This is a genomic window from Streptomyces aureocirculatus (assembly GCF_000720475.1).
In the GTDB taxonomy this organism is placed as follows: Bacteria; Actinomycetota; Actinomycetes; order Streptomycetales; family Streptomycetaceae; genus Streptomyces; species Streptomyces aureocirculatus.
Genome location: NZ_JOAP01000011.1, coordinates 137506 through 155346, shown reverse-complemented (window position 1 = coordinate 155346; position 17841 = coordinate 137506). Strand labels below are relative to the sequence as shown.

At 72.8% G+C, this 17841-nt stretch carries 18 protein-coding genes and 1 riboswitch; of the genes, 8 read left to right on the top strand and 10 right to left on the bottom strand.

All coding sequences use genetic code 11. The features are described from left to right. Positions 1-21: 21 nt before the first annotated feature. Complete coding sequence (locus IG78_RS0112945) at positions 22-1536, top strand: sensor histidine kinase (RefSeq protein ID WP_404827725.1); 1515 nt, start codon at positions 22-24, stop codon at positions 1534-1536. Here the strand turns inward: IG78_RS0112945 and IG78_RS0112940 are convergent. Further along, complete coding sequence (locus IG78_RS0112940; protein WP_030562395.1) at positions 1502-2827, bottom strand: metallophosphoesterase; 1326 nt, start codon at positions 2825-2827, stop codon at positions 1502-1504. The genes IG78_RS0112945 and IG78_RS0112940 overlap by 35 nt on opposite strands. 2 nt (positions 2828-2829) lie before the next feature. Further along, complete coding sequence (locus IG78_RS0112935) at positions 2830-3072, bottom strand: SCO4848 family membrane protein (RefSeq protein ID WP_030562393.1); 243 nt, start codon at positions 3070-3072, stop codon at positions 2830-2832. Between the two features lie 115 nt (positions 3073-3187). Between IG78_RS0112935 and IG78_RS0112930 the strand changes: the two genes are divergently transcribed. Continuing rightward, a complete protein-coding gene (locus IG78_RS0112930) occupies positions 3188-4426 on the top strand; it encodes a D-alanyl-D-alanine carboxypeptidase family protein (protein WP_030562391.1) in 1239 nt (412 codons plus the stop codon). Here IG78_RS0112930 and IG78_RS0112925 read toward each other — a convergent pair. The 4 genes from IG78_RS0112925 to IG78_RS0112910 are packed head-to-tail and all read right to left on the bottom strand — an operon-like array spanning position 4395 to position 7363. Further along, positions 4395-5354 (bottom strand): YihY/virulence factor BrkB family protein, encoded by a 960-nt coding sequence (locus IG78_RS0112925; RefSeq protein WP_037686033.1) that lies wholly within the window; start codon positions 5352-5354, stop codon positions 4395-4397. The two genes, IG78_RS0112930 and IG78_RS0112925, sit on opposite strands and share 32 nt — an antisense overlap. Then, positions 5342-5827 (bottom strand): GtrA family protein, encoded by a 486-nt coding sequence (locus IG78_RS0112920; RefSeq protein ID WP_404827724.1) that lies wholly within the window; start codon positions 5825-5827, stop codon positions 5342-5344. Before IG78_RS0112920 ends, IG78_RS0112925 begins: the two co-directional genes overlap by 13 nt. Positions 5828-5829: 2 nt before the next feature. After that, positions 5830-6819, bottom strand: a complete 990-nt coding sequence (locus IG78_RS0112915; RefSeq protein WP_030562386.1) for a decaprenyl-phosphate phosphoribosyltransferase — start codon at positions 6817-6819, stop codon at positions 5830-5832. Beyond that, entirely contained in the window at positions 6812-7363 is a 552-nt protein-coding gene (locus IG78_RS0112910; protein ID WP_225882194.1) for a phosphatase PAP2 family protein, read from the bottom strand. The genes IG78_RS0112915 and IG78_RS0112910 overlap by 8 nt, the downstream gene beginning before the upstream one ends. 142 nt (positions 7364-7505) lie before the next feature. Between IG78_RS0112910 and dprE1 the strand changes: the two genes are divergently transcribed. Continuing rightward, complete coding sequence (dprE1, locus tag IG78_RS0112905) at positions 7506-8885, top strand: decaprenylphosphoryl-beta-D-ribose oxidase (protein WP_030562382.1); 1380 nt, start codon at positions 7506-7508, stop codon at positions 8883-8885. A 74-nt stretch (positions 8886-8959) separates the two neighbouring features. Beyond that, positions 8960-9715, top strand: coding sequence for a decaprenylphospho-beta-D-erythro-pentofuranosid-2-ulose 2-reductase (gene dprE2, locus IG78_RS0112900; protein ID WP_030562380.1), 756 nt, complete (start codon positions 8960-8962; stop codon positions 9713-9715). Positions 9716-9819: 104 nt separating this feature from the next. Here dprE2 and IG78_RS0112895 read toward each other — a convergent pair whose 3' ends face one another. Beyond that, positions 9820-10401 (bottom strand): 2'-5' RNA ligase family protein, encoded by a 582-nt coding sequence (locus tag IG78_RS0112895; protein ID WP_030562379.1) that lies wholly within the window; start codon positions 10399-10401, stop codon positions 9820-9822. 185 nt (positions 10402-10586) lie between these two features. Further along, the gene (trpS, locus tag IG78_RS0112890; RefSeq protein ID WP_030562377.1) at positions 10587-11624 is read right to left on the bottom strand and encodes a tryptophan--tRNA ligase; all 1038 of its coding nucleotides are present in this window, start codon (positions 11622-11624) and stop codon (positions 10587-10589) included. Between the two features lie 173 nt (positions 11625-11797). Here trpS and IG78_RS0112885 point away from each other — a divergent pair, with 173 nt between their 5' ends. Then, complete coding sequence (locus IG78_RS0112885; protein WP_030562376.1) at positions 11798-12364, top strand: RNA polymerase sigma factor; 567 nt, start codon at positions 11798-11800, stop codon at positions 12362-12364. 622 nt (positions 12365-12986) lie between these two features. Then, positions 12987-13814, top strand: coding sequence for a hypothetical protein (locus IG78_RS0112880; protein WP_318657879.1), 828 nt, complete (start codon positions 12987-12989; stop codon positions 13812-13814). Here the strand turns inward: IG78_RS0112880 and IG78_RS49155 are convergent. Further along, positions 13811-13984, bottom strand: coding sequence for a hypothetical protein (locus IG78_RS49155; RefSeq protein ID WP_157855786.1), 174 nt, complete (start codon positions 13982-13984; stop codon positions 13811-13813). The two genes, IG78_RS0112880 and IG78_RS49155, sit on opposite strands and share 4 nt — an antisense overlap. A gap of 275 nt (positions 13985-14259) precedes the next feature. Here IG78_RS49155 and IG78_RS42060 point away from each other — a divergent pair, with 275 nt between their 5' ends. Further along, positions 14260-14952: a hypothetical protein gene (locus IG78_RS42060; RefSeq protein WP_051852584.1), complete on the top strand. Its 693-nt coding sequence runs from the start codon at positions 14260-14262 to the stop codon at positions 14950-14952. A 29-nt stretch (positions 14953-14981) separates the two neighbouring features. On the opposite strand, the gene IG78_RS0112870 is transcribed toward IG78_RS42060, so the two are convergent. Then, positions 14982-16250, bottom strand: a complete 1269-nt coding sequence (locus IG78_RS0112870) for a serine hydroxymethyltransferase (protein ID WP_030562372.1) — start codon at positions 16248-16250, stop codon at positions 14982-14984. Between the two features lie 41 nt (positions 16251-16291). Beyond that, a riboswitch (ZMP/ZTP riboswitch) is annotated at positions 16292-16382 on the bottom strand. A gap of 241 nt (positions 16383-16623) precedes the next feature. Between IG78_RS0112870 and rocD the strand changes: the two genes are divergently transcribed. After that, positions 16624-17826 carry an ornithine--oxo-acid transaminase gene (rocD, locus tag IG78_RS0112865; protein ID WP_030562369.1) on the top strand — a complete coding sequence of 401 codons (1203 nt, stop codon included), beginning with the start codon at positions 16624-16626 and terminating at the stop codon, positions 17824-17826. Positions 17827-17841: the final 15 nt, after the last annotated feature.

The following is a 17841-nucleotide window of genomic DNA, read 5'->3' as shown; positions in this document are numbered from 1 at the left end:
AGCTGGCTCGGCACGAACTCGCTGCGCGCCAAGCTCACGCTCGTGAACGTGGCGCTGCTCGCCCTCGGCATCGTGGCCGCGACCGCCGTGAGCCTGATGGGCATGCGGCACTACCTCCTGGACAACGTCGACTCCGAACTGACCACGTCCCGCACGGCGATGCGGCAGAGCGGTCTCGTACTCGACGATCTGCGCAGCCTCGCCGACCTCGGCTCCCTGGACCAGATATCGCCGGAGGCCGTGAAGGCGAACGGGGAGTTCCCGGCCACGGAGTCCGTGTTCGTCGCCGTGAACCGGCGCGGCGATCCGGTCGGCATCGGTCCGCTGCCGACGACGGAACGCCAGCTCGCCCTCGCCGACGCGGTGGGCGACGCGGCGGAGTTCGCACGGCACACCTCGCCGCGGGGCGTGACACTGCACGGTGACTCCTACCGTGCCGTCGCGGCGCGGCTCGCCGACGGGTCGGTGCTGGTCATGGCGTCGTCGACGGAGAACGTCCAGTCGGGCGTGGCCAAGGCGCTCAAGCTCGACCTGGCCTTCGGCGCCCTGCTGCTCGGGCTGCTCGCGGTGCTCACGATGATCGCCGCGCACCAGCGCCTGCGCCCCCTGGAGGACATGGTCGAGACGGCCTCCGCGATCGCCGACGGCGACCTGAAGCGGCGGGTGCCGTCGAGCAGGGCCGCGGTGATGGAGACCGAGCAACTGCGCCTCGCCCTCAACTCCATGCTCCAGCAGGTCGAGACGGCCTTCGTCACCCGGGAGCGCAGCGAGGCGCAGTTGCGCCAGTTCGTCGCGGACGCCTCGCACGAGCTGCGCACCCCGCTGGCGGCGATCCGCGGCTACCTCCAGTTGTACGACAGGGGGATGCTGGACACCCCGGAGTCCCGCATGCGGGCCTGGGGCCGGGTGCACTCCGAGACCGACCGCATGAACCACCTGGTGGCGGAGCTGCTCACCCTGGCACGCCTGGACCAGCAGCCCGAGCTCCGCTTCCGGCCCGTGGACCTGAGCCGTCTGGTGCGGGACGCGGCGGACGATCTGCGCGCCCAGGAGCCGGACCGGCCGCTCACGGTGTGCGCGGAGGGCGCGATCCTCGTCCAGGCGGACGAGCAGCAACTGCGCAAGGTGCTTGCGAACCTGCTGGCCAACGTCCGTACGCACACGCACGCCGACACCCCCGTCCGGCTCGGTCTCGACCGGTGCGGGGACGTGGTGCGCCTGACCGTCGCCGACCGGGGCCCCGGGCTCGCCCCCGAGGACGCGGCCCGGGTCTTCGACCGTTTCTTCCGGTCGGGGCGGGGTGCGGGCAGCGGTCTCGGCATGGCGATCGTGCAGGGTGTGGTGGCGGCGCACGGTGGGCGGGTCGAGGTCCGTACCGCCCCGGGCGAGGGTCTCAGCGTCCTGGTGACCCTGCCGAGAACGCCCGTGCCGCCACGGCCCGCCGCTCCCCCGCGCCCCATGGAGCCGCCGTGCTGCGCGCCGCCGCTGCCGGCCGGGACCTTCAGGCCCGCGGCGACGCCAGCTCCACCACCGTGATGTCGGACGGCGCGCCCACCCGCACGGGCGGGCCCCAGGCTCCGGCGCCGCGCGTCACGTACAACTGGGTGTCGCCGTAGCGCTCAAGGCCCGCGAGGGTCGGGTTGGCGAGGTCGGCGACGAAGTTGTTGGGCCATAGCTGGCCGCCGTGGGTGTGGCCGGAGAGTTGCAGGTCCACGCCGTGTTCGACGGCGTCGTGGATGACCACGGGCTGGTGGGCCATGAGCACCGAGGCGCGGGTCGGGTCGCGGTCGCCGAGCGCCTTCTCGAAGTCGGGGCCCTCGCCCTCCTCTTCGCCCTGTACGTCGTTGACCCCGGCGAGGTCGAAGTACGGCAGTTCGGTACGGGCGTTCTCCAGGGGGCGCAGGCCCAGTGAGCGCACGTGGTCGACCCACTGCTCGGCGCCGGAGAAGAATTCGTGGTTGCCCGTGACAAAAAAGGCGCCGTGCCGTGCCCGAAGGTCCGCCAGCGGGCGGGCCGCCGGGGCGAGGTCGGCGACGCTGCCGTCCACCAGGTCGCCCACGACGGCGATCAGGTCGGGCTGGGTGGAGTTGATGGTGTCCACCACGCGGCGGGCGAAGCCCTCGCCGAGGACCGGGCCCAGGTGGATGTCGCTCACCACGGCGATGCGGAAGCCGTGCGCCGCGCGCGGCAGCTTCGCCAGCGGGACGGTGATTCTCTTGATCTTGGGGCCGCGGAGTACTCCGTACGTTCCGTAGCCGACCGTCGCCCCCGCCGCCGTGACCGCTGTCGCGGCGACCGCGCGGGAGACGAACAGGCGCCGGGTCAGGTCCCGGGCCGCCCCTGGTCCCGGCTCGTCGGGCTGCTGGGGCTGCGCCCCTTTCCCCGCCTCACCGGCCCTTCGGGCCTCGTCCTCAAACGCCGGACGGGCTGAGATCGCCTCCTCCGCCGGAGGGGATGGAACCTGCTCCCCCGGCACATCCGAGGAAACCGCCGAAGGGCGGGCGCGCCGCGCGAGCCACCGCATCAGCAGGGGCCGCACGACCTCCCCCACCAGCAACGCCAACAACAAATACAACGCGAACGCCAGCCACAGAAAGCCCGGCCAGGCCAAGGTCTGCTGGAGGGGGAACGGGGCCCCGCCCCGCTCCGCGCCGAGGGCGGCGAACGCGAGGACCGGGCCCGCGAAGAAGACGACCGTGCCCGTACGGCGGGCGCGGGAACGGGGCCGGGTGGTGTCGCGGACCGTGCGCCGCCACACGTACCAGAGCAGACCGGCGAACAGGGCGAACACCCCTGCCCCTATGAGCACCCCGATGACGACACGCACGGCTATGAGGTTCCGCGCAGTGCGCGGACGCCACGCAACCCGATGCCGCCCACCACCGTCCCCAAGACAAAGGAGACAACGGCGAGCGTCAGGTGCACCCAGAAGTACCCGGTCGGATCGCCCGCGTCGTCGAAGGCGAGCCCGCTGCCGTCCTTCCACAGGTTCTTGACGAAAGTGATCCAGATGAACCAGCTCCACACGCCGAAGGCGAGCAGGAACCAGGAGACGGGGCGGCTGAGCAACATGTCCTCAGTATCGCCAGCCGCCCTCACGGACCGCCTTCGGGGTGCGGAGCGCCGGACCGCGGCAGAGGTGACCTCGGCGGACGGCGGCGCGGGGCGCCCCTGTACGTTCTCGTCCGTGCCAGCGTTGAAGAAGACCGCCCTGCTCGTCGCCTCCGCGACCCTGTTGTCCCTGTCGGCCACCGGCCCCGCCCTCGCCGACGACAAGCCGGGCGGCGGTGACGGCGAGCCGAAGCCGCCCGCGTCCATGTCGACGGTGGGCGGTGCCCGCCTCGGCGAGCCGGGCACGCAGGTGAACCTGAAGGCGGGCGCGCCGGTGCTGCCGAAGGAACTGTCGGCGCGCTCCTGGATGGTCTCGGACGCCGAGTCCGGCGAGGTGCTCGCGGCGCACAACGCGCACTGGCGCCTGGCCCCGGCGAGCACCTTGAAGATGCTGTTCGCGGACACGGTGCTGCCGAAGTTCCCGAAGACGCAGAAGCACAAGGTCGAGGCCGCGGACCTGGCGGGCATCGGCGCGGGCAGCAGCCTGGTCGGCGTCAAGGAGAACGAGACGTACTCGGTCCACGACCTGTGGCTCGGTGTCTTCCTCCAGTCCGGCAACGACGCCGTGCACGTGCTGTCCTCCTTGAACGGCGGTGTGCCGCAGACCGTGAAGGACATGCAGGAGCACGCCGAGGATCTCCAGGCCCTCGACACGCATGTCGTCACGCCCGACGGCTACGACGAGAAGGGCCAGGTGTCGTCGGCGTACGACCTGTCCCTGTTCGCCCGCTCCGGCCTGCAGAAGAAGGACTTCCGCGAGTACTGCGCGACGGCGACCGCGCAGTTCCCCGGCAAGACGGAGAAGATCAAGAAGGGCAAGGACAAGGGCAGGACGAAGCGTGAGCCCTTCGGCATCCAGAACACCAACCGGCTCCTGACCGGGGCCGACGGCGTCGAGCAGTACAAGGGCATCGCGGGCGTCAAGAACGGCTCGACGACCAACGCGGGCAACACGTTCACGGGTGTCGCCGAGCGCGACGGCAAGGTCCTGCTCGTCACCGTCATGAACCCCGGCTCCGGTGAGAGCCACGCCGTCTACAAGGAGACCGCCCGCCTCCTCGACTGGGGTTTCGCGGCGAACGGCAAGGTCGAGCCCGTCGGTGAGCTGGTCGCCCCGAAGGGCGCGAACACCGGTTCGGGCAAGGGCGCGCCCGGCAAGGGGCAGGCGGGTGGCGCCGACAGCGTCGCGAACGCCACCGCCAAGGACTCGGGCAACGGCATGGGCACGGCCGTCGGCATCACCGCCGGTGTGCTCGCGCTGATCGCGGGCGGTCTGTTCCTGCTCAACCGCCGCTGGCCGCTGCGCCGCCAGTAGCGTCCGCCGCCCGCACGGCCCCTGACCCGGCCTTGTCGGGTCGGGAGGGCTCCTCGGGTTCCGGGGAGCCCTCGGTGACGGTCTTCGAGGGTGTCGCCGTCCACGCCGCGCAGAACAGCAGCAGCTTCGCGGTGAAGTTGATCCACAGGAGCAGGGCGACGGGCACACCGAAGGCGCCGTACATGCTCTTCGCGGCGACGCCCTTGATGTAGCCGCCGAGCAGCAGTTTCAGTAGCTCGAAGCCGACCGCGCCGAGCGTCGCGGCGACGACGAGGGCGCGCCGGGGCGGCTCCACGCCGGGCAGCAGCGTGAGGACGTACAGCAGGAGCAGGAAGTCCGCGCAGACGGCGATGGCGAAGGCGACGACCTGTAGGAGCACGCCGCCCGCGCCGTCCCGGTCGATGCCGAGCTGGTCGGCGGTCCAGCCGACGGCCGTCGACGCGATCGCGGAGGCGATGAGGGAGGCGAGCCCGGCGCAGCCGAGCCCGGCGAGCACACGGGCGTCCTTGAGCTTGCGGAGGAACGGGTTCTCGTCGGTGTCATCGAGATCCCAGACCGCGCGCAGGCATTCCCTTATCGAGCCGACCCAGCCCACACCGGTGAACAGCAGGAGCGCGCCCGCGACGACACCGACGGTGCCCGCGTTCGCGATCAGGGAGTCCAGGTCGAGCTGGTCGGAGATGCCGGGCACCTGCTCGGAGATCTGGTCCTTGACGCGCTTGACCTGGCCGTCGGACAGCGTGGCCGCCGCTACCGCCGCGGCCACGGTGATCAGCGGGAACAGGGCCACAAAGCTGATGAACGTCATCGCGGCGGCGAGCCGGGTCCAGTGGACCCGGTCGAGGCGTTCGTAGGAGTGCCACGCGTGGGTGCGCGTCAGCCGCTCGATGTAGGGCCCGATGCCGGGGAGTCTCTTCAACCAGTCCATGTCACTCGTCTCCCCTGCCTCACCTGTCCGGTCGGTGCACTCCGAGAACGGAACACCAAGGTCCGTGTACCCCAAAATCGCAGCACGGTGGCCAGTGCCATGCCGACTCCCGCCCCGGAGACCGTGTCGGCGCGCGGCGAGGTGAAGCCGAGGCCGTAGTGCGAGACGGCCAGGCACAGGAGTTGGACGAGCGCGCCCGCGACATTGACGGCGACGAAGATCCCATACTGCCGCAGCCGCGACACTCCACCGGACGCCACGCCCGCCGCCGTCCGGCGGTAGGTGCCGAGCGCGTTGCCCGTGTACGCCACCGTGCATCCGGCCACGAAGGACAGGGCCTTGGCGGTCAGCGGGTCCAGGCCGACGGGCCCGCGCAGCCAGACGAAGAGCCCGAGGTCGGCGGCGTACGCGCACAGACCGACCACGGCGAAGGCGGTCAGCTCGGGCCCGAGCGCCCGCAGTTGCGACACCACCCTCACCAGTCGGCGACCGCGAACCCGTACATGGCGAGCCACACCAGGCCGATCAGCGCGAGGGCGCGGTCGCGAAGGACCACGTCCTCCGGCTCGCCCGCCGTGCCGCGGTCGGCGAAGACGGCGTACCGCAGGATCGCGAGGACGAAGGCGACCACCGACAACTGCCGCCACGGCAGCAGCCCGGTGCCCTCGGTGCCGCCGCTCTCCATCGCCCACAGGCAGTACGCGAGCACGGCGACCCCGGCCGCGAGCTGCCACACGAAGCGCAGATAGCCGGTCGTGTACGAGGTGAGCAGGGCGCGGGTGGCGCCGAGCCGTTCGGTGCGCCCGGCGGCCGTCGCGGCCTGCGCGGCCTCCGTCATCTGCACGGCCTCGGAGTAGCGCTTCGCGGACACCATGAACAGCGCCCCGAACCCGGTGGTGATCAGGAACCAGCGGGACAGCGGGATGTCGAGCGCCACCCCGCCGATCATCGCCCGCATCAGGAAGCCGGTGGTGACGACGGCGAGGTCGACGACGAGGACGTGCTTGAGGCTGACGCAGTACGCGAACTGCATCACCACGTACGCGGCCAGGAGCGCGGCCGTCAGCGGGGTGCACAGGACGGCCGCGGCGGCGGGCGCGAGGACGGCGAGGAGTGCGCCCGCGGCGTACGCGAGGGGCACGGGGACCTGTCCGGCGGCGACGGGGCGGCGGCACTTGGTGGGGTGGGCGCGGTCGGCCTCGGCGTCGCGGGCGTCGTTGATGAGGTAGACGGCGGCCGCGGCGGCGGTGAACAGGCAGAAGGTGAGGGCGACTTGGAGCAGGGCGTGCCGTGAGAAGAGTTCGCCCGCGGCCGCGGGGGCGGCGATGACCAGGACGTTCTTGACCCACTGGCGGGGCCGCGCGGCCTTCAGGAGGCCCAGCGGGGTCGCCCAGGGGCCGGTTCTCGGGGGCGAGGAGGCGTCGGGCGTCTCTTCGCGGTCCAGTACGGCGGCGCGGTCAGCCATCGGTCAAACCTCCGATCCAGGTGGTGCCCGCCCGTGCGGCGAACGCGCCGAGGGCCGCGCCCGCCGCGACGTCCGACGGGTAGTGGACGCCGACGACCATGCGGGACACGCACATCGCGGCGGCCAGCGGCGGCACGACCCTGGCGCAGGCGGGGCGCAGCGCGCCGTACACGAGCGCGGCCGTGGTCGCCGACGTGGCGTGCGAGCTGGGGAAGGAGTGCCGTCCCGCCGTGCGCACGAGCGGCTCCACATGGCCGGGGCGCGGGCGCCGCACGATGCGCTTCACGCCCATGCTGGCCAGGTGCGCGGCCGCGGTGAGCGCGGTGCCGCGCAGCCAGTGGGCGCGCCGCTCGCGGTCGACGGCCGCACCGGCGAGTCCCGCGGCGAGCCAGAGGGCGCCGTGCTCGCCGCTCCTGGACAGCGCGCGGGCCGCCGCGGCCACCCGCGGGTCGGCGCCGCAGTCGCGCAGCGCCGAGAGCAGCCGGTGATCGGCTTCACGCAGGAAGCCCCTCCTGACAGCGCTCCCCGAACACTTCATATTCATCACATAACGACTCTTCTATGCAAAGTCGCAATTATTACGGCAATCTTTGATGACACTCCCTCAATCACCCATTTCGGTGAGAAGGCCGAGTGAAGTGAGTAACCGTTCTTTAGCCCCTTATAGGGGCGATACGGTCACTGCCATGTCAGCCACCCCCGCTTTCGCCCCCGCTCCCGCCCCTGAGTCCGTGTCCGTGTCGGGGTGGGGGCGCACCGCACCCAGCACCGCACGCCTGGTGCGGCCCCGCTCCCCCGAGGAGGCGGTGGCCGCGCTGGCAAGCTGCGCGGAGCGCGGCGGCATCGCGCGGGGGCTCGGGCGCGCGTACGGGGACGCCGCGCAGAACGCCGGTGGCGCGGTCCTCGACATGACGGGTCTCGACCGTGTGCACAGCATCGACGTGGACGCGGGCACCGTCGTGTGCGACGCGGGTGTGTCCCTGCACCGCCTGATGGAAGTCCTGCTGCCGCTCGGCTGGTTCGTGCCGGTGACGCCCGGCACCCGCTACGTCACCGTCGGCGGGGCCGTCGGCGCCGACATCCACGGCAAGAACCACCACGTCGCAGGCTCCTTCGCCCGCCACGTCCTGACCCTCGACCTGCTCACCGCCGACGGCACCGTGCGCACCGTCGAGCCGGGCAGCCCGCTCTTCGACGCGACGGCCGGCGGCATGGGCCTCACCGGCGTGATCCTCTCCGCCACCCTGAAGCTGCACCCCGTCGAGACGTCTCTGATGGCCGTCGACACCGAACGCGCCACGGACCTCGACGACCTGATGGCCCGCCTCACCGCGACCGACCACCGCTACCGCTACTCCGTCGCGTGGATCGACCTCCTCGCCCGCGGCGCCGCCACCGGCCGCGCCGTCCTCACCCGCGGCGACCACGCGCCCCTCGCCGCCCTGCCCGCCCGCGCGCGCACCGCCCCCCTGGCCTTCCGGCCCCGGCAACTGCCCCCCGCCCCCCGGTTCGTGCCCGAAGGACTGCTCGGCCGCCGCACGGTCGGACTCTTCAACGAGCTCTGGTACCGCAAGGCGCCCCGCTCCCGCACCGGCGAACTACAGAAGCTCCCCGCCTTCTTCCACCCCCTCGACGGCATGCCGCACTGGAACCGCGTGTACGGCCGCGGCGGCTTCGTGCAGTACCAGTTCGTCGTCGGCCACGGCCAGGAGGAGGCCCTGCGCCGCATCGTGCACCGCATCTCCGCGCACCGGTGCCCGTCCTTCCTCGCCGTCCTCAAGCGCTTCGGGGACGCGGGACCCGGCTGGCTCTCCTTCCCCATGCCCGGCTGGACCCTGGCCCTCGACATCCCCGCGAACCTGCCCGGGCTCGGTCCCCTCCTCGACGAACTCGACGAGGAGGTGGCCACCGCGGGCGGCCGCGTCTACCTCGCCAAGGACTCACGGCTGCGCCCCGAGACCCTCACCGCGATGTACCCCCGCCTCCAGGACTTCCGCGCCCTCCGCGAGGACCTGGACCCGAACTCCCTGTTCCGCTCGGACCTCTCACGCCGCCTGCACCTGTGAGGGGTTTAAGACCGTCCTGCGTTCGAGGACGAGCGCGCAGCGCGACGCATGAACCCCGACTCCGAAGGACCCCCATGAAAGACGCTTTCGGCACCCCCCAGTCCCTGCTGATCCTCGGCGGTACGTCCGAGATCGCCCTGGCCACCGCCCGCCGCCTGGTGGCACGCCGCACCCGCACGGTCCACCTGGCGGGCCGCCCGTCCCCCGCCCTGGAGAAGGCCGCGGAGCAACTGCGCGACATGGGCGCCGACGTCCGCACGGTGCCCTTCGACGCCCTGGACTCCGAGTCCCACGCCCCCACCCTCGGCAAGCTCTTCCAGCAGGGCGACATCGACATGGTGCTGCTCGCCTTCGGCATCCTCGGCGACCAGGCCCGCGACGAGGACGACCCGCTCGCCGCGGTCCGCGTGGCCCAGACGAACTACACCGGCGCCGTCTCGGCGGGCCTGGTCTGCGCCCGCGCGCTCCAGGCCCAGGGCCACGGCTCCCTCGTCGTGCTCTCCTCCGTGGCCGGTGAGCGCGCCCGCCGCTCCAACTTCATCTACGGCTCCAGCAAGGCGGGCCTCGACGCCTTCGCCCAGGGCCTCGGCGACGCCCTGCACGGCACCGGCGTACACGTCATGGTCGTGCGCCCCGGCTTCGTACGGTCGAAGATGACGGCGGGTCTCCAGGATGCGCCCATGGCCACGACGCCGGGCGCGGTGGCGGAGGCCATCGAGACGGGGCTGCGCCGCCGCTCGGAGACGGTGTGGGTGCCGGGGACGCTGCGCGTGGTGATGTCGGCGCTGCGCCACGTGCCGCGCCCGGTGTTCCGCCGCCTCCCGGTCTGACGGCCTGACGCTCCGAGCTCGCCGTCGGTCTGCCGGTCGACGTGCACGGCCTTCCAGGAGCCGCCCCTGCCCGACGCCCCCGAGCGAGGGCGCTCCGGGCCCGGTCAGCGGGCGCGCTGCGTACCCCGCGTCGCCGGGGCGCCCGCCTGCGGGGGCACCGTCGAGCCGCCGAAGGCGAACTCGCGCAGCTTGCGCCAGACGGCGTCGGGCCCCTGCTCGTACAGCGCGAAGCCCGTGCACGGCCACGCGGCCTCGTACCCCGACAGCTCCTCGTACGCCCGGTCCATGGCCTCCTCGGCGATGCCGTGGGCGACCGTGACATGCGGGTGGTACGGGAACTGCAGTTCCCGTACGAGCGGTCCCGAGGAGTCGCGGACCCGCTCCTGGAGCCAGGAGCAGGCCGAGCCGCCCTCGACGACCTGTACGAAGACGACCGGCGAAAGGGGCCGGAAGGTGCCGGTGCCGGACAGCCGCATCGGGAACGGCCTGCCCGCGGCCGCGACCGCGGACAAGTGCTGCTCGATCACGGGCAGCGCGCCGGAGTCCACCTCGGTCGGCGGCAGCAGCGTGACGTGCGTGGGGATGCCGTGCGCGGCCGGGTCCCCGAAGCCGGCGCGCAGCTCCTGGAGGAGGCTGCCGTGTGGCTCCGGGACCGCGATCGACACACCGATCGTTACGGTCCCCACGTCGTACTCCTGTCGTCGTGTCGATGGGCGGTTGACGGGCAGCGGTCGCCGCCGTGCCGTACGGCGGCTGCGGATGCTGCTCTTCCGGGTGGCCCGGACCGGGTCGGTCCGGGGTCGTTCCTGGGCAGGTCCGGGGTCGATCCGGACTCGGTCCTGGTTCGGTCCGGGGTGCGTCCGGGTCGGGCTCAGTGCTTGGCGGGCAGGAAGCCCACCTTGTCGTATGCCTGGGCCAGGGTCTCCGCCGCTACGGCACGCGCCTTCTCCGCGCCCTTGGCCAGGATCGAGTCCAGTGTCTCCGGGTCGTCCAGGTATTCCTGGGTGCGGTTGCGGAACGGGGTGACGAACTCGACCATGACCTCGGCGAGGTCGGTCTTCAGCGCACCGTAGCCCTTGCCGGTGTACTTCTGCTCCAGTTCCGCGATACCGGTGCCGGTGAGCGTGGAGTAGATGCCGAGCAGATTGCTGACGCCCGGCTTCTCCACGGGGTCGTACCTGATCACCGTGTCGGTGTCGGTGACCGCGCTCTTGACCTTCTTCGCGGTGGCCTTCGGCTCGTCCAGGAGGTTGATGAGGCCCTTCGGCGTGGACGCCGACTTGCTCATCTTGATCGCCGGGTCCTGGAGGTCGTAGATCTTCGCCGTCTCCTTGAGGATGTACGGCGCCGGGACCTTGAACGTCTCCCCGAAGCGGCCGTTGAAACGCTCGGCCAGGTCGCGGGTCAGCTCGATGTGCTGGCGCTGGTCCTCACCGACCGGCACCTCGCCCGCCTGGTACAGCAGGATGTCCGCGACCTGGAGCACCGGGTACGTGAACAGGCCCACGGTGGTGCGGTCGGCGCCCTGCTTGGCGGACTTGTCCTTGAACTGCGTCATGCGGCCGGCCTCGCCGAAGCCCGTGAGGCAGTTCATGATCCAGGCGAGCTGTGCGTGCTCGGGCACATGGCTCTGCACGAACAGCGTGCAGCGGTCCGGGTCGAGCCCGGCGGCGAGGAGCTGGGCGGCGGCGAGCCTCGTGTTCGCGCGCAGCTCGGCGGGGTCCTGCGGAACTGTGATCGCGTGCAGGTCCACGACCATGTAGAAGGCGTCGTGGGACTCCTGGAGCGCCACCCACTGGCGGACGGCACCCAGGTAGTTGCCGAGGTGGAACGAGCCTGCCGTGGGCTGGATCCCGGACAGGACGCGAGGACGGTCGCCGGGGAGAACGCGGGGACGATCAGAGGCCATGCTCAGCATTCTCTCAGGTACCGCCCGTTGGTCGGGAACTGGTGCGTGGCGGGTGGGAACCGATTCGGTCCGGGCGGTGTACCAAAGGTGTGAGTGCAGGGGGCAGGGCTTTGGAGGAGGCCCCGGGGCGGGCTGATCGGCGGGCCGCGGGGCGGACGCTGGAGGGGGACGGCATCGGCGTCGACGAGACGGCGGTCATCGCCCGGGTGCGCGCCGGCGAGCCGGAGGCGTATGCGGAGCTGGTGCGCGCCTTCACGGGCACGGCGCTGCGGGCGGCGGCCGCGCTCGGTGCGGGTCCTGACGCCGAGGACGTGGTCCAGCAGTCCTTCTTCAAGGCGTATCGCGCCCTCGGCCGGTTCCGGGACGGCGCCTCGTTCAAGCCGTGGCTGCTCGCGATCGTCGCCAATGAGACGAGGAACACAGTGCGTTCGGCGGCCCGGCAGCGCTCCGTCGCGGGCCGCGAGGCCGCCCTCACAGAAGCGCACCCCCTGATACCGGAATCGGCGGACCCCGCGGTAGCCACCCTGGACCGCGAACGCCGCGCGACCCTCCTGGCCGCCCTCGACCGCCTGGGCGACGACCATCGCCTGGTCGTGACCTACCGCTATCTCCTGGACATGGACGAGGCAGAGACATCCGAGGCCCTGGGCTGGCCCAGAGGCACGGTCAAGTCCCGGTTGAACCGGGCCCTGCGGAAACTGGAACGACTGCTGCCGGAGGGAGGTGGGAGAGGTGAGTGAGGAGATGGGCGGTGCGGGGGGCTGCGCGGGCTCGGGGGGTTGGGGTGATCAAGGTGGCCCGGGTGACCCGGGTGACCTGGGTGACCTCGGCGGTCAGTGTGACCGGGGCGGCCCTCATGACCTGGGCGGACCGTGTGACCGGGGCTGCTGTCGTGGCCCGGGCGGACCGTGTGACCGGGGCTGCCGTCGTGGCCCGGGCGGACCGTGTGACCGGGGCTGCCGTCGTTGCCCGGGCGGTCAGGACGACCGGGGCGGTTCGAGTGGGCGGGGCTACGCGGACGGCCCGGGGGGCCCGGACGGCACGGACGGCCCGGACGGCCCGGACAGCCCGGACAGCCCGGACAGCTCCGGTGGCCAGGACAGCCCGGACAGCCCGGACAGCCCGGACAGCTCCGGTGGCCAGGACAGCCCGGACAGCCCGGACAGCCCGGACGGCCCGGACAGCCCGGACAGCCCGGACAGCCCGGACAGCTCCGGTGGCCAGGACGATCGGCCTGACCAGGGCGGGCCGCCTGACCAGGGCGGGCCGGGTGCTGGTTCCGGTCGTGGGCGTGCGGGGCTTCCGGAGGAGCTGCGGGCCCTCGGGCGGGCCCTCGACCGGCCCGGGAACGGCGCGGAGACGATGGTCGAGCGGGTCCTCGCGCAGATAGTGGCCGAGGGCGGCGCCACCCCGGCGGCGGTTCCGGCGGCGGTTCCGGCGCCGGAACCGCCGCAGGGACCGTTCGCCCGCGCCCGTGGGGGCCTGCGCCGCACCCGCCGGGGCCTGCGCCGCGCTCGGCAGGGCCTGCGGGCGCGCCGCCGGGCGGTCGTCGCCTCGCTGTGCGGACTGCTGACCGTCCTGGTCCTGACCCCACCCGTGCGGGCGGCGGTGTCCGACCTGCCCGACTGGCTCGACTGGTTCGATTTCGGCGGGGTCGAGGTGCGGTACGACCCGTCGCCACCGCCCCCGACCGGGACCCGCACGCCCGGGTGCGGTACGCCGTCGGTGTCGCTCGCGCGGGCCGAGCGGGAGGCCGGGTTCCGCCCGGCCGTGCCCGCGGCGCTCGGCGCGCCGGACGCGGTGGCCGTGACGCGGGCACCGGCGGGGCGCTCCCAGATCACCCTCTGCTGGCGCGAGGACGGCAGGACGGTCCGGCTCGACGAGTTCCCGGCTCCCCTCGACCCGGGCTACACCAAGCTGGTGCCCGGCCGGCCCGAGTGGATCGACCTCGGCCACGACGCGGCGCTGTGGTTCGCCCGCCCCCACCGCCTTGAACTGTGGCTGCGCACCCCCGGCGGCGACAACTGGACGCGCACGGTGCGCCCCGCGGGCCCGACGCTGCTGTGGACGGACGGCAGGGCGCTGACACTGCGGCTCGAGGGGGTGCCGTCGAAGGAACGGGCGAGGGAGGTGGCGGAGTCGGTTCCTGGGCCGGGCGAGGGGGCGGGCCGGGGGCCGTCCGCGGGCTAGGTCGCCTCGGGCTGAGCGGCGGGCTGGGCCGCCGCGAGCCGGGCCGCCGCGAGCCGGGCCGCCGCGAGCCGGGCCGCCGCGAGCCGGGCCGCCGCGAGCCGGGCGAAAACTGCTCCGGAGAAAGAGGGAACCTGCGGGGCTCGGCCGGTGTACCAGAGGTGAGGCGGCACGGAGGGCCCGTGCCGGGGGCAGCCACAGGGGGCGGGACATGCGGAGGACAAGGCAAGGGACAAGGCAAGGGACAAGGCTAGAGGCAGGGCAAGGGGCCGGGCTCGGGGTCCGGGGCGGGGGCAGGCTCAGGCGCGAGACCCCGCGCGGGGTCGGGCAGAAGACAGGGTGGGTGGCAGGGCGGCGTGGGACGGGGCGGGCGAGTGCTTGTCGTGGGGCACTGCCCCGGCCGGGGCGCGGGTGGCGGTCGACAGCGCCGACCGGACCGGCGTCGGCGATGGCGCTGACGCTCACGGCGGTGGCGGCGGCACTGTCCCTGGTGCTGCTGACCGCGCCGAAGGCCGCGGCGGGCGGCCCGACCACGGTGCTCCTCTCCTCACCGGAAAGCGCGGAGACGGCCTCGCTGTACTACAGCCGGGCGGAGTACACCGAGTTGGAGTCCCTGCTCGGCTCGGGGACCCGGGGCGAGAGCGAGCAGCCGCCAGGCCTGAGCGTGGGCGCAACGCGCCAGATCAACGTGACGTGGTTGCTGCACGACGTGCGCCCCTGGCGCATGGACCGGGTGTATCCAGGACCGGCAGCCGCGAAGGGCGGCCCGGTGTGGATCCACACGGCGACGGACCCACGCACGATGAGGGGGTATTGGCACCGCGCCGAGAACCCCACCGCCCTGCGCTCCCTCCTGAAGGACCTGGGGCTGCTGGGCAAGAGGGCGGAAGGCGGCTCCGCGGGGATCCGCCCCTCCGAATGGGCCCGCCCCGAGGAGGACCCGTCCACCGCCGGACCCGCGGTCCCGGACGCGGGGCCGAAGCACGCCGGGGACGGCCGCGACACGGGCTGGAACCGGGGTTGGACCTGGGCGATACCGAGCGCGGCGGCGGGCGCGGCAACCGGTGCGGGCACCCTGCACCTGCTCCGCCGCCGCCCCCGGGAGGAGCAGCCTCCCGGCCAGGAGCTGATCGACGCCTGACCGGGCCCCGGGGGCGGTGGAGCCCGGGCTCAGGCCACCGGCAGGCCCGGCGCCGGGAAGGCGGCCATCAGGTCGGCCACCTCGGCGCGGATCTTCCGGAGGGCGTCCTCGTCACCGGTTCCGGCGGCGCGGACCGCGCGGTCGATCCAGTCGGCGACGGTGTCCATATGGGCGGTGCCGAGACCGCGGGAGGTGAGGGAGGGGGTGCCGATGCGGACGCCCGAGGGGTCGAACGGCTTCCTCGGGTCGTAGGGGACGGTGTTGTGGTTGACGACGATCCCGGCCCGGTCGAGGGCCTTCGCGGCGACCTTGCCGGGAACGTCCTTGGGGGTGAGGTCCATCAGGATCAGATGGTTGTCGGTGCCACCGGAGACGAGGTCGAAGCCGCGCGCGAGCAGGGCGTCGGCGAGAGCCCTGGCGTTGGCGACGACGGCGTGCGCGTAGTCGCGGAAGGAGGGCTCGGCGGCTTCGTGCAGGGCGACGGCGATGGCGGCGGTGGTCTGGTTGTGGGGGCCGCCCTGCAGGCCGGGGAAGACGGCCTTGTCGATGGCCTTGGCGTGCTCCTCGCGGGCCAGGAGCATCGCGCCGCGCGGACCGCGCAGGGTCTTGTGGGTGGTAGTGGAGATCACGTCGGCGTGCGGCACCGGCGAGGGGTGGGCGCCACCGGCGACGAGACCCGCGATGTGGGCGATGTCGGCGACGAGGACGGCCCCCGCCTCCCTGGCGATCTCGGCGAAGGCGGCGAAGTCGATGGTGCGGGGCAGGGCGGTGCCCCCGCAGAAGATCAGCTTCGGCCGCTCCTTGAGGGCGAGTTCGCGGACGGCGTCGAAGTCGACGAGACCGGTGTCCTGCCGCACTCCGTACTGCACACCGCGGAACCACTTACCGGTGGCCGAGACCCCCCAGCCGTGGGTGAGGTGGCCGCCCATGGGCAGGGCCATGCCCATCACGGTGTCGCCGGGCTCGGCGAAGGCGAGGTAGACGGCGAGGTTGGCAGGGGAGCCGGAGTAGGGCTGGACGTTGGCGTGGTCGGTGCCGAAGAGGGCCTTGGCGCGGTCGGCGGCCAGGCGCTCGACCTGGTCGATGTTCTGCTGGCCCTCGTAGTAGCGGCGGCCCGGGTAGCCCTCGCTGTACTTGTTCTGCAGGACGGTGCCGGAGGCTTCGAGGACGGCGGCGGAGACGTAGTTCTCGCTGGGGATCAGGCGGAGCGTGTCGGCCTGGAGCCGCTCCTCGGCGTCGACGAGGGCGGCGAGTTCGGGGTCGGCGGCGGTGAGGGCAGGGTGACGGGGGTGGCTCATGGCGTCCTCCGGGGCGAGCGGTGATGGTGTCCGGTCGGGTCCCGGGGTGCCCAGGCGGGCGGCACCTCGAAGGCGTTGCCTCGCACGGCTCCCTCAGGGTCGATTCCCTGTGCGCCAGTCGCCGTGCTGTCAGGGCCAGGTTAACGGCCACGCCGCTCCGGCGGCTTCCTTCGTCCAGAATGCGAGTGACGATGGGAAGGGGAGCCCGGCCCGGGCCCCGGCCCAGGAGCCCCCGCCCAGGGGTCCAGGACCGAGAACCCCGCCCAGGAGCCCCAGTCCAGAAAGCCAGGCCCACCGGCCCCGACCCCACGCCGGACCCATGTGTGCCGCAAGGAGCGTGCGACCCGTGCGCACCGCGAGAATCGGAGAACCCGTGACTGCTACGGAAGAACTCATCGCCTCGGCCGAAGCGCACAGCGCGCACAACTACCACCCCCTGCCTCTCGTGGTCGCATCGGCGGAGGGCGCGTGGATGACGGACGTCGAGGGCCGCAGGTACCTCGACATGCTCGCCGGGTACTCGGCGCTCAACTTCGGACACGGCAACCCGCGCCTGATCGACGCGGCGAAGAAGCAGCTCGACCGGGTGACGCTCACGTCGCGGGCGTTCCACCACGACCGGTTCGCGGAGTTCTGTACGCGCCTCGCGGAGCTGTGCGGCAAGGAGATGGTGCTGCCGATGAACACCGGCGCGGAGGCCGTGGAGACGGCCGTGAAGACCGCGCGCAAGTGGGGGTACCGCGTCAAGGGCGTGCCGGACGGACGCGCCAGGATCGTGGTGGCCGGGGGCAACTTCCACGGCCGCACGACGACGGTCGTCAGCTTCTCCACGGACCCCGAGGCGCGCGCGGACTACGGCCCGTACACGCCGGGCTTCGACATCGTGCCGTACGGCGACCTGGCGGCGCTGCGCGAAGCGGTCACGGACGACACGGTGGCGGTGCTCCTGGAGCCGATCCAGGGCGAGGCGGGGGTGCTCGTCCCGCCGGCCGGCTACCTCCCCGGTGTCCGTGAGCTGACGCGCGAGCGCGACGTCCTGTTCATCGCGGACGAGATCCAGTCGGGGCTCGGCCGGACGGGCCGGACGTTCGCGTGCGAGCACGAGGGTGTGGTGCCGGACGTGTATCTGCTCGGCAAGGCGCTCGGCGGCGGGGTGGTGCCGGTGTCGGCGGTGGTGGCGGACACGGACGTGCTCGGCGTGTTCAGGCCGGGTGAGCACGGGTCGACGTTCGGTGGCAATCCGCTGGCGTGCGCGGTGGGCCTCGAAGTGGTCGCGATGCTGGAGTCCGGCGAGTTCCAGCAGCGGGCCACGGAACTCGGCGAGCACCTGCACTCCGAACTGCACCTGCTCGTGGGCACGGGCAAGGTCACCCGGGTGCGCGGGCGCGGGCTGTGGGCGGGCGTCGACATCGACCCGGCGCACGGCACCGGCCGGGAGATCTCCGAGAAGCTGATGGAGCGCGGGGTCCTGGTCAAGGACACCCACGGTTCGACGATCCGCATCGCGCCGCCCCTGGTGATCAGCAAGGAGGACCTGGACTGGGGGCTCGACCAGCTCCGCTCGGTCCTCGCCTGAACGCTTCGCCGGCTG

Excerpts from the sequence above, each read along its gene's own strand:
- dprE1 (WP_030562382.1), top strand. The coding sequence starts at position 7,506 with ATGTCAGCCACCCCCGCTTTCGCCCCCGCTCCCGCCCCTGAGTCCGTG.
- IG78_RS42060 (WP_051852584.1), top strand. The coding sequence starts at position 14,260 with ATGGCGCTGACGCTCACGGCGGTGGCGGCGGCACTGTCCCTGGTGCTG.
- IG78_RS0112910 (WP_225882194.1), bottom strand. The coding sequence starts at position 7,363 with ATGAATATGAAGTGTTCGGGGAGCGCTGTCAGGAGGGGCTTCCTGCGT.
- IG78_RS0112925 (WP_037686033.1), bottom strand. The coding sequence starts at position 5,354 with ATGGACTGGTTGAAGAGACTCCCCGGCATCGGGCCCTACATCGAGCGG.
- IG78_RS0112915 (WP_030562386.1), bottom strand. The coding sequence starts at position 6,819 with ATGGCTGACCGCGCCGCCGTACTGGACCGCGAAGAGACGCCCGACGCC.
- dprE2 (WP_030562380.1), top strand. The coding sequence starts at position 8,960 with ATGAAAGACGCTTTCGGCACCCCCCAGTCCCTGCTGATCCTCGGCGGT.
- IG78_RS0112880 (WP_318657879.1), top strand. The coding sequence starts at position 12,987 with ATGGTCGAGCGGGTCCTCGCGCAGATAGTGGCCGAGGGCGGCGCCACC.
- trpS (WP_030562377.1), bottom strand. The coding sequence starts at position 11,624 with ATGGCCTCTGATCGTCCCCGCGTTCTCCCCGGCGACCGTCCTCGCGTC.
- IG78_RS0112935 (WP_030562393.1), bottom strand. The coding sequence starts at position 3,072 with ATGTTGCTCAGCCGCCCCGTCTCCTGGTTCCTGCTCGCCTTCGGCGTG.
- IG78_RS0112870 (WP_030562372.1), bottom strand. The coding sequence starts at position 16,250 with ATGAGCCACCCCCGTCACCCTGCCCTCACCGCCGCCGACCCCGAACTC.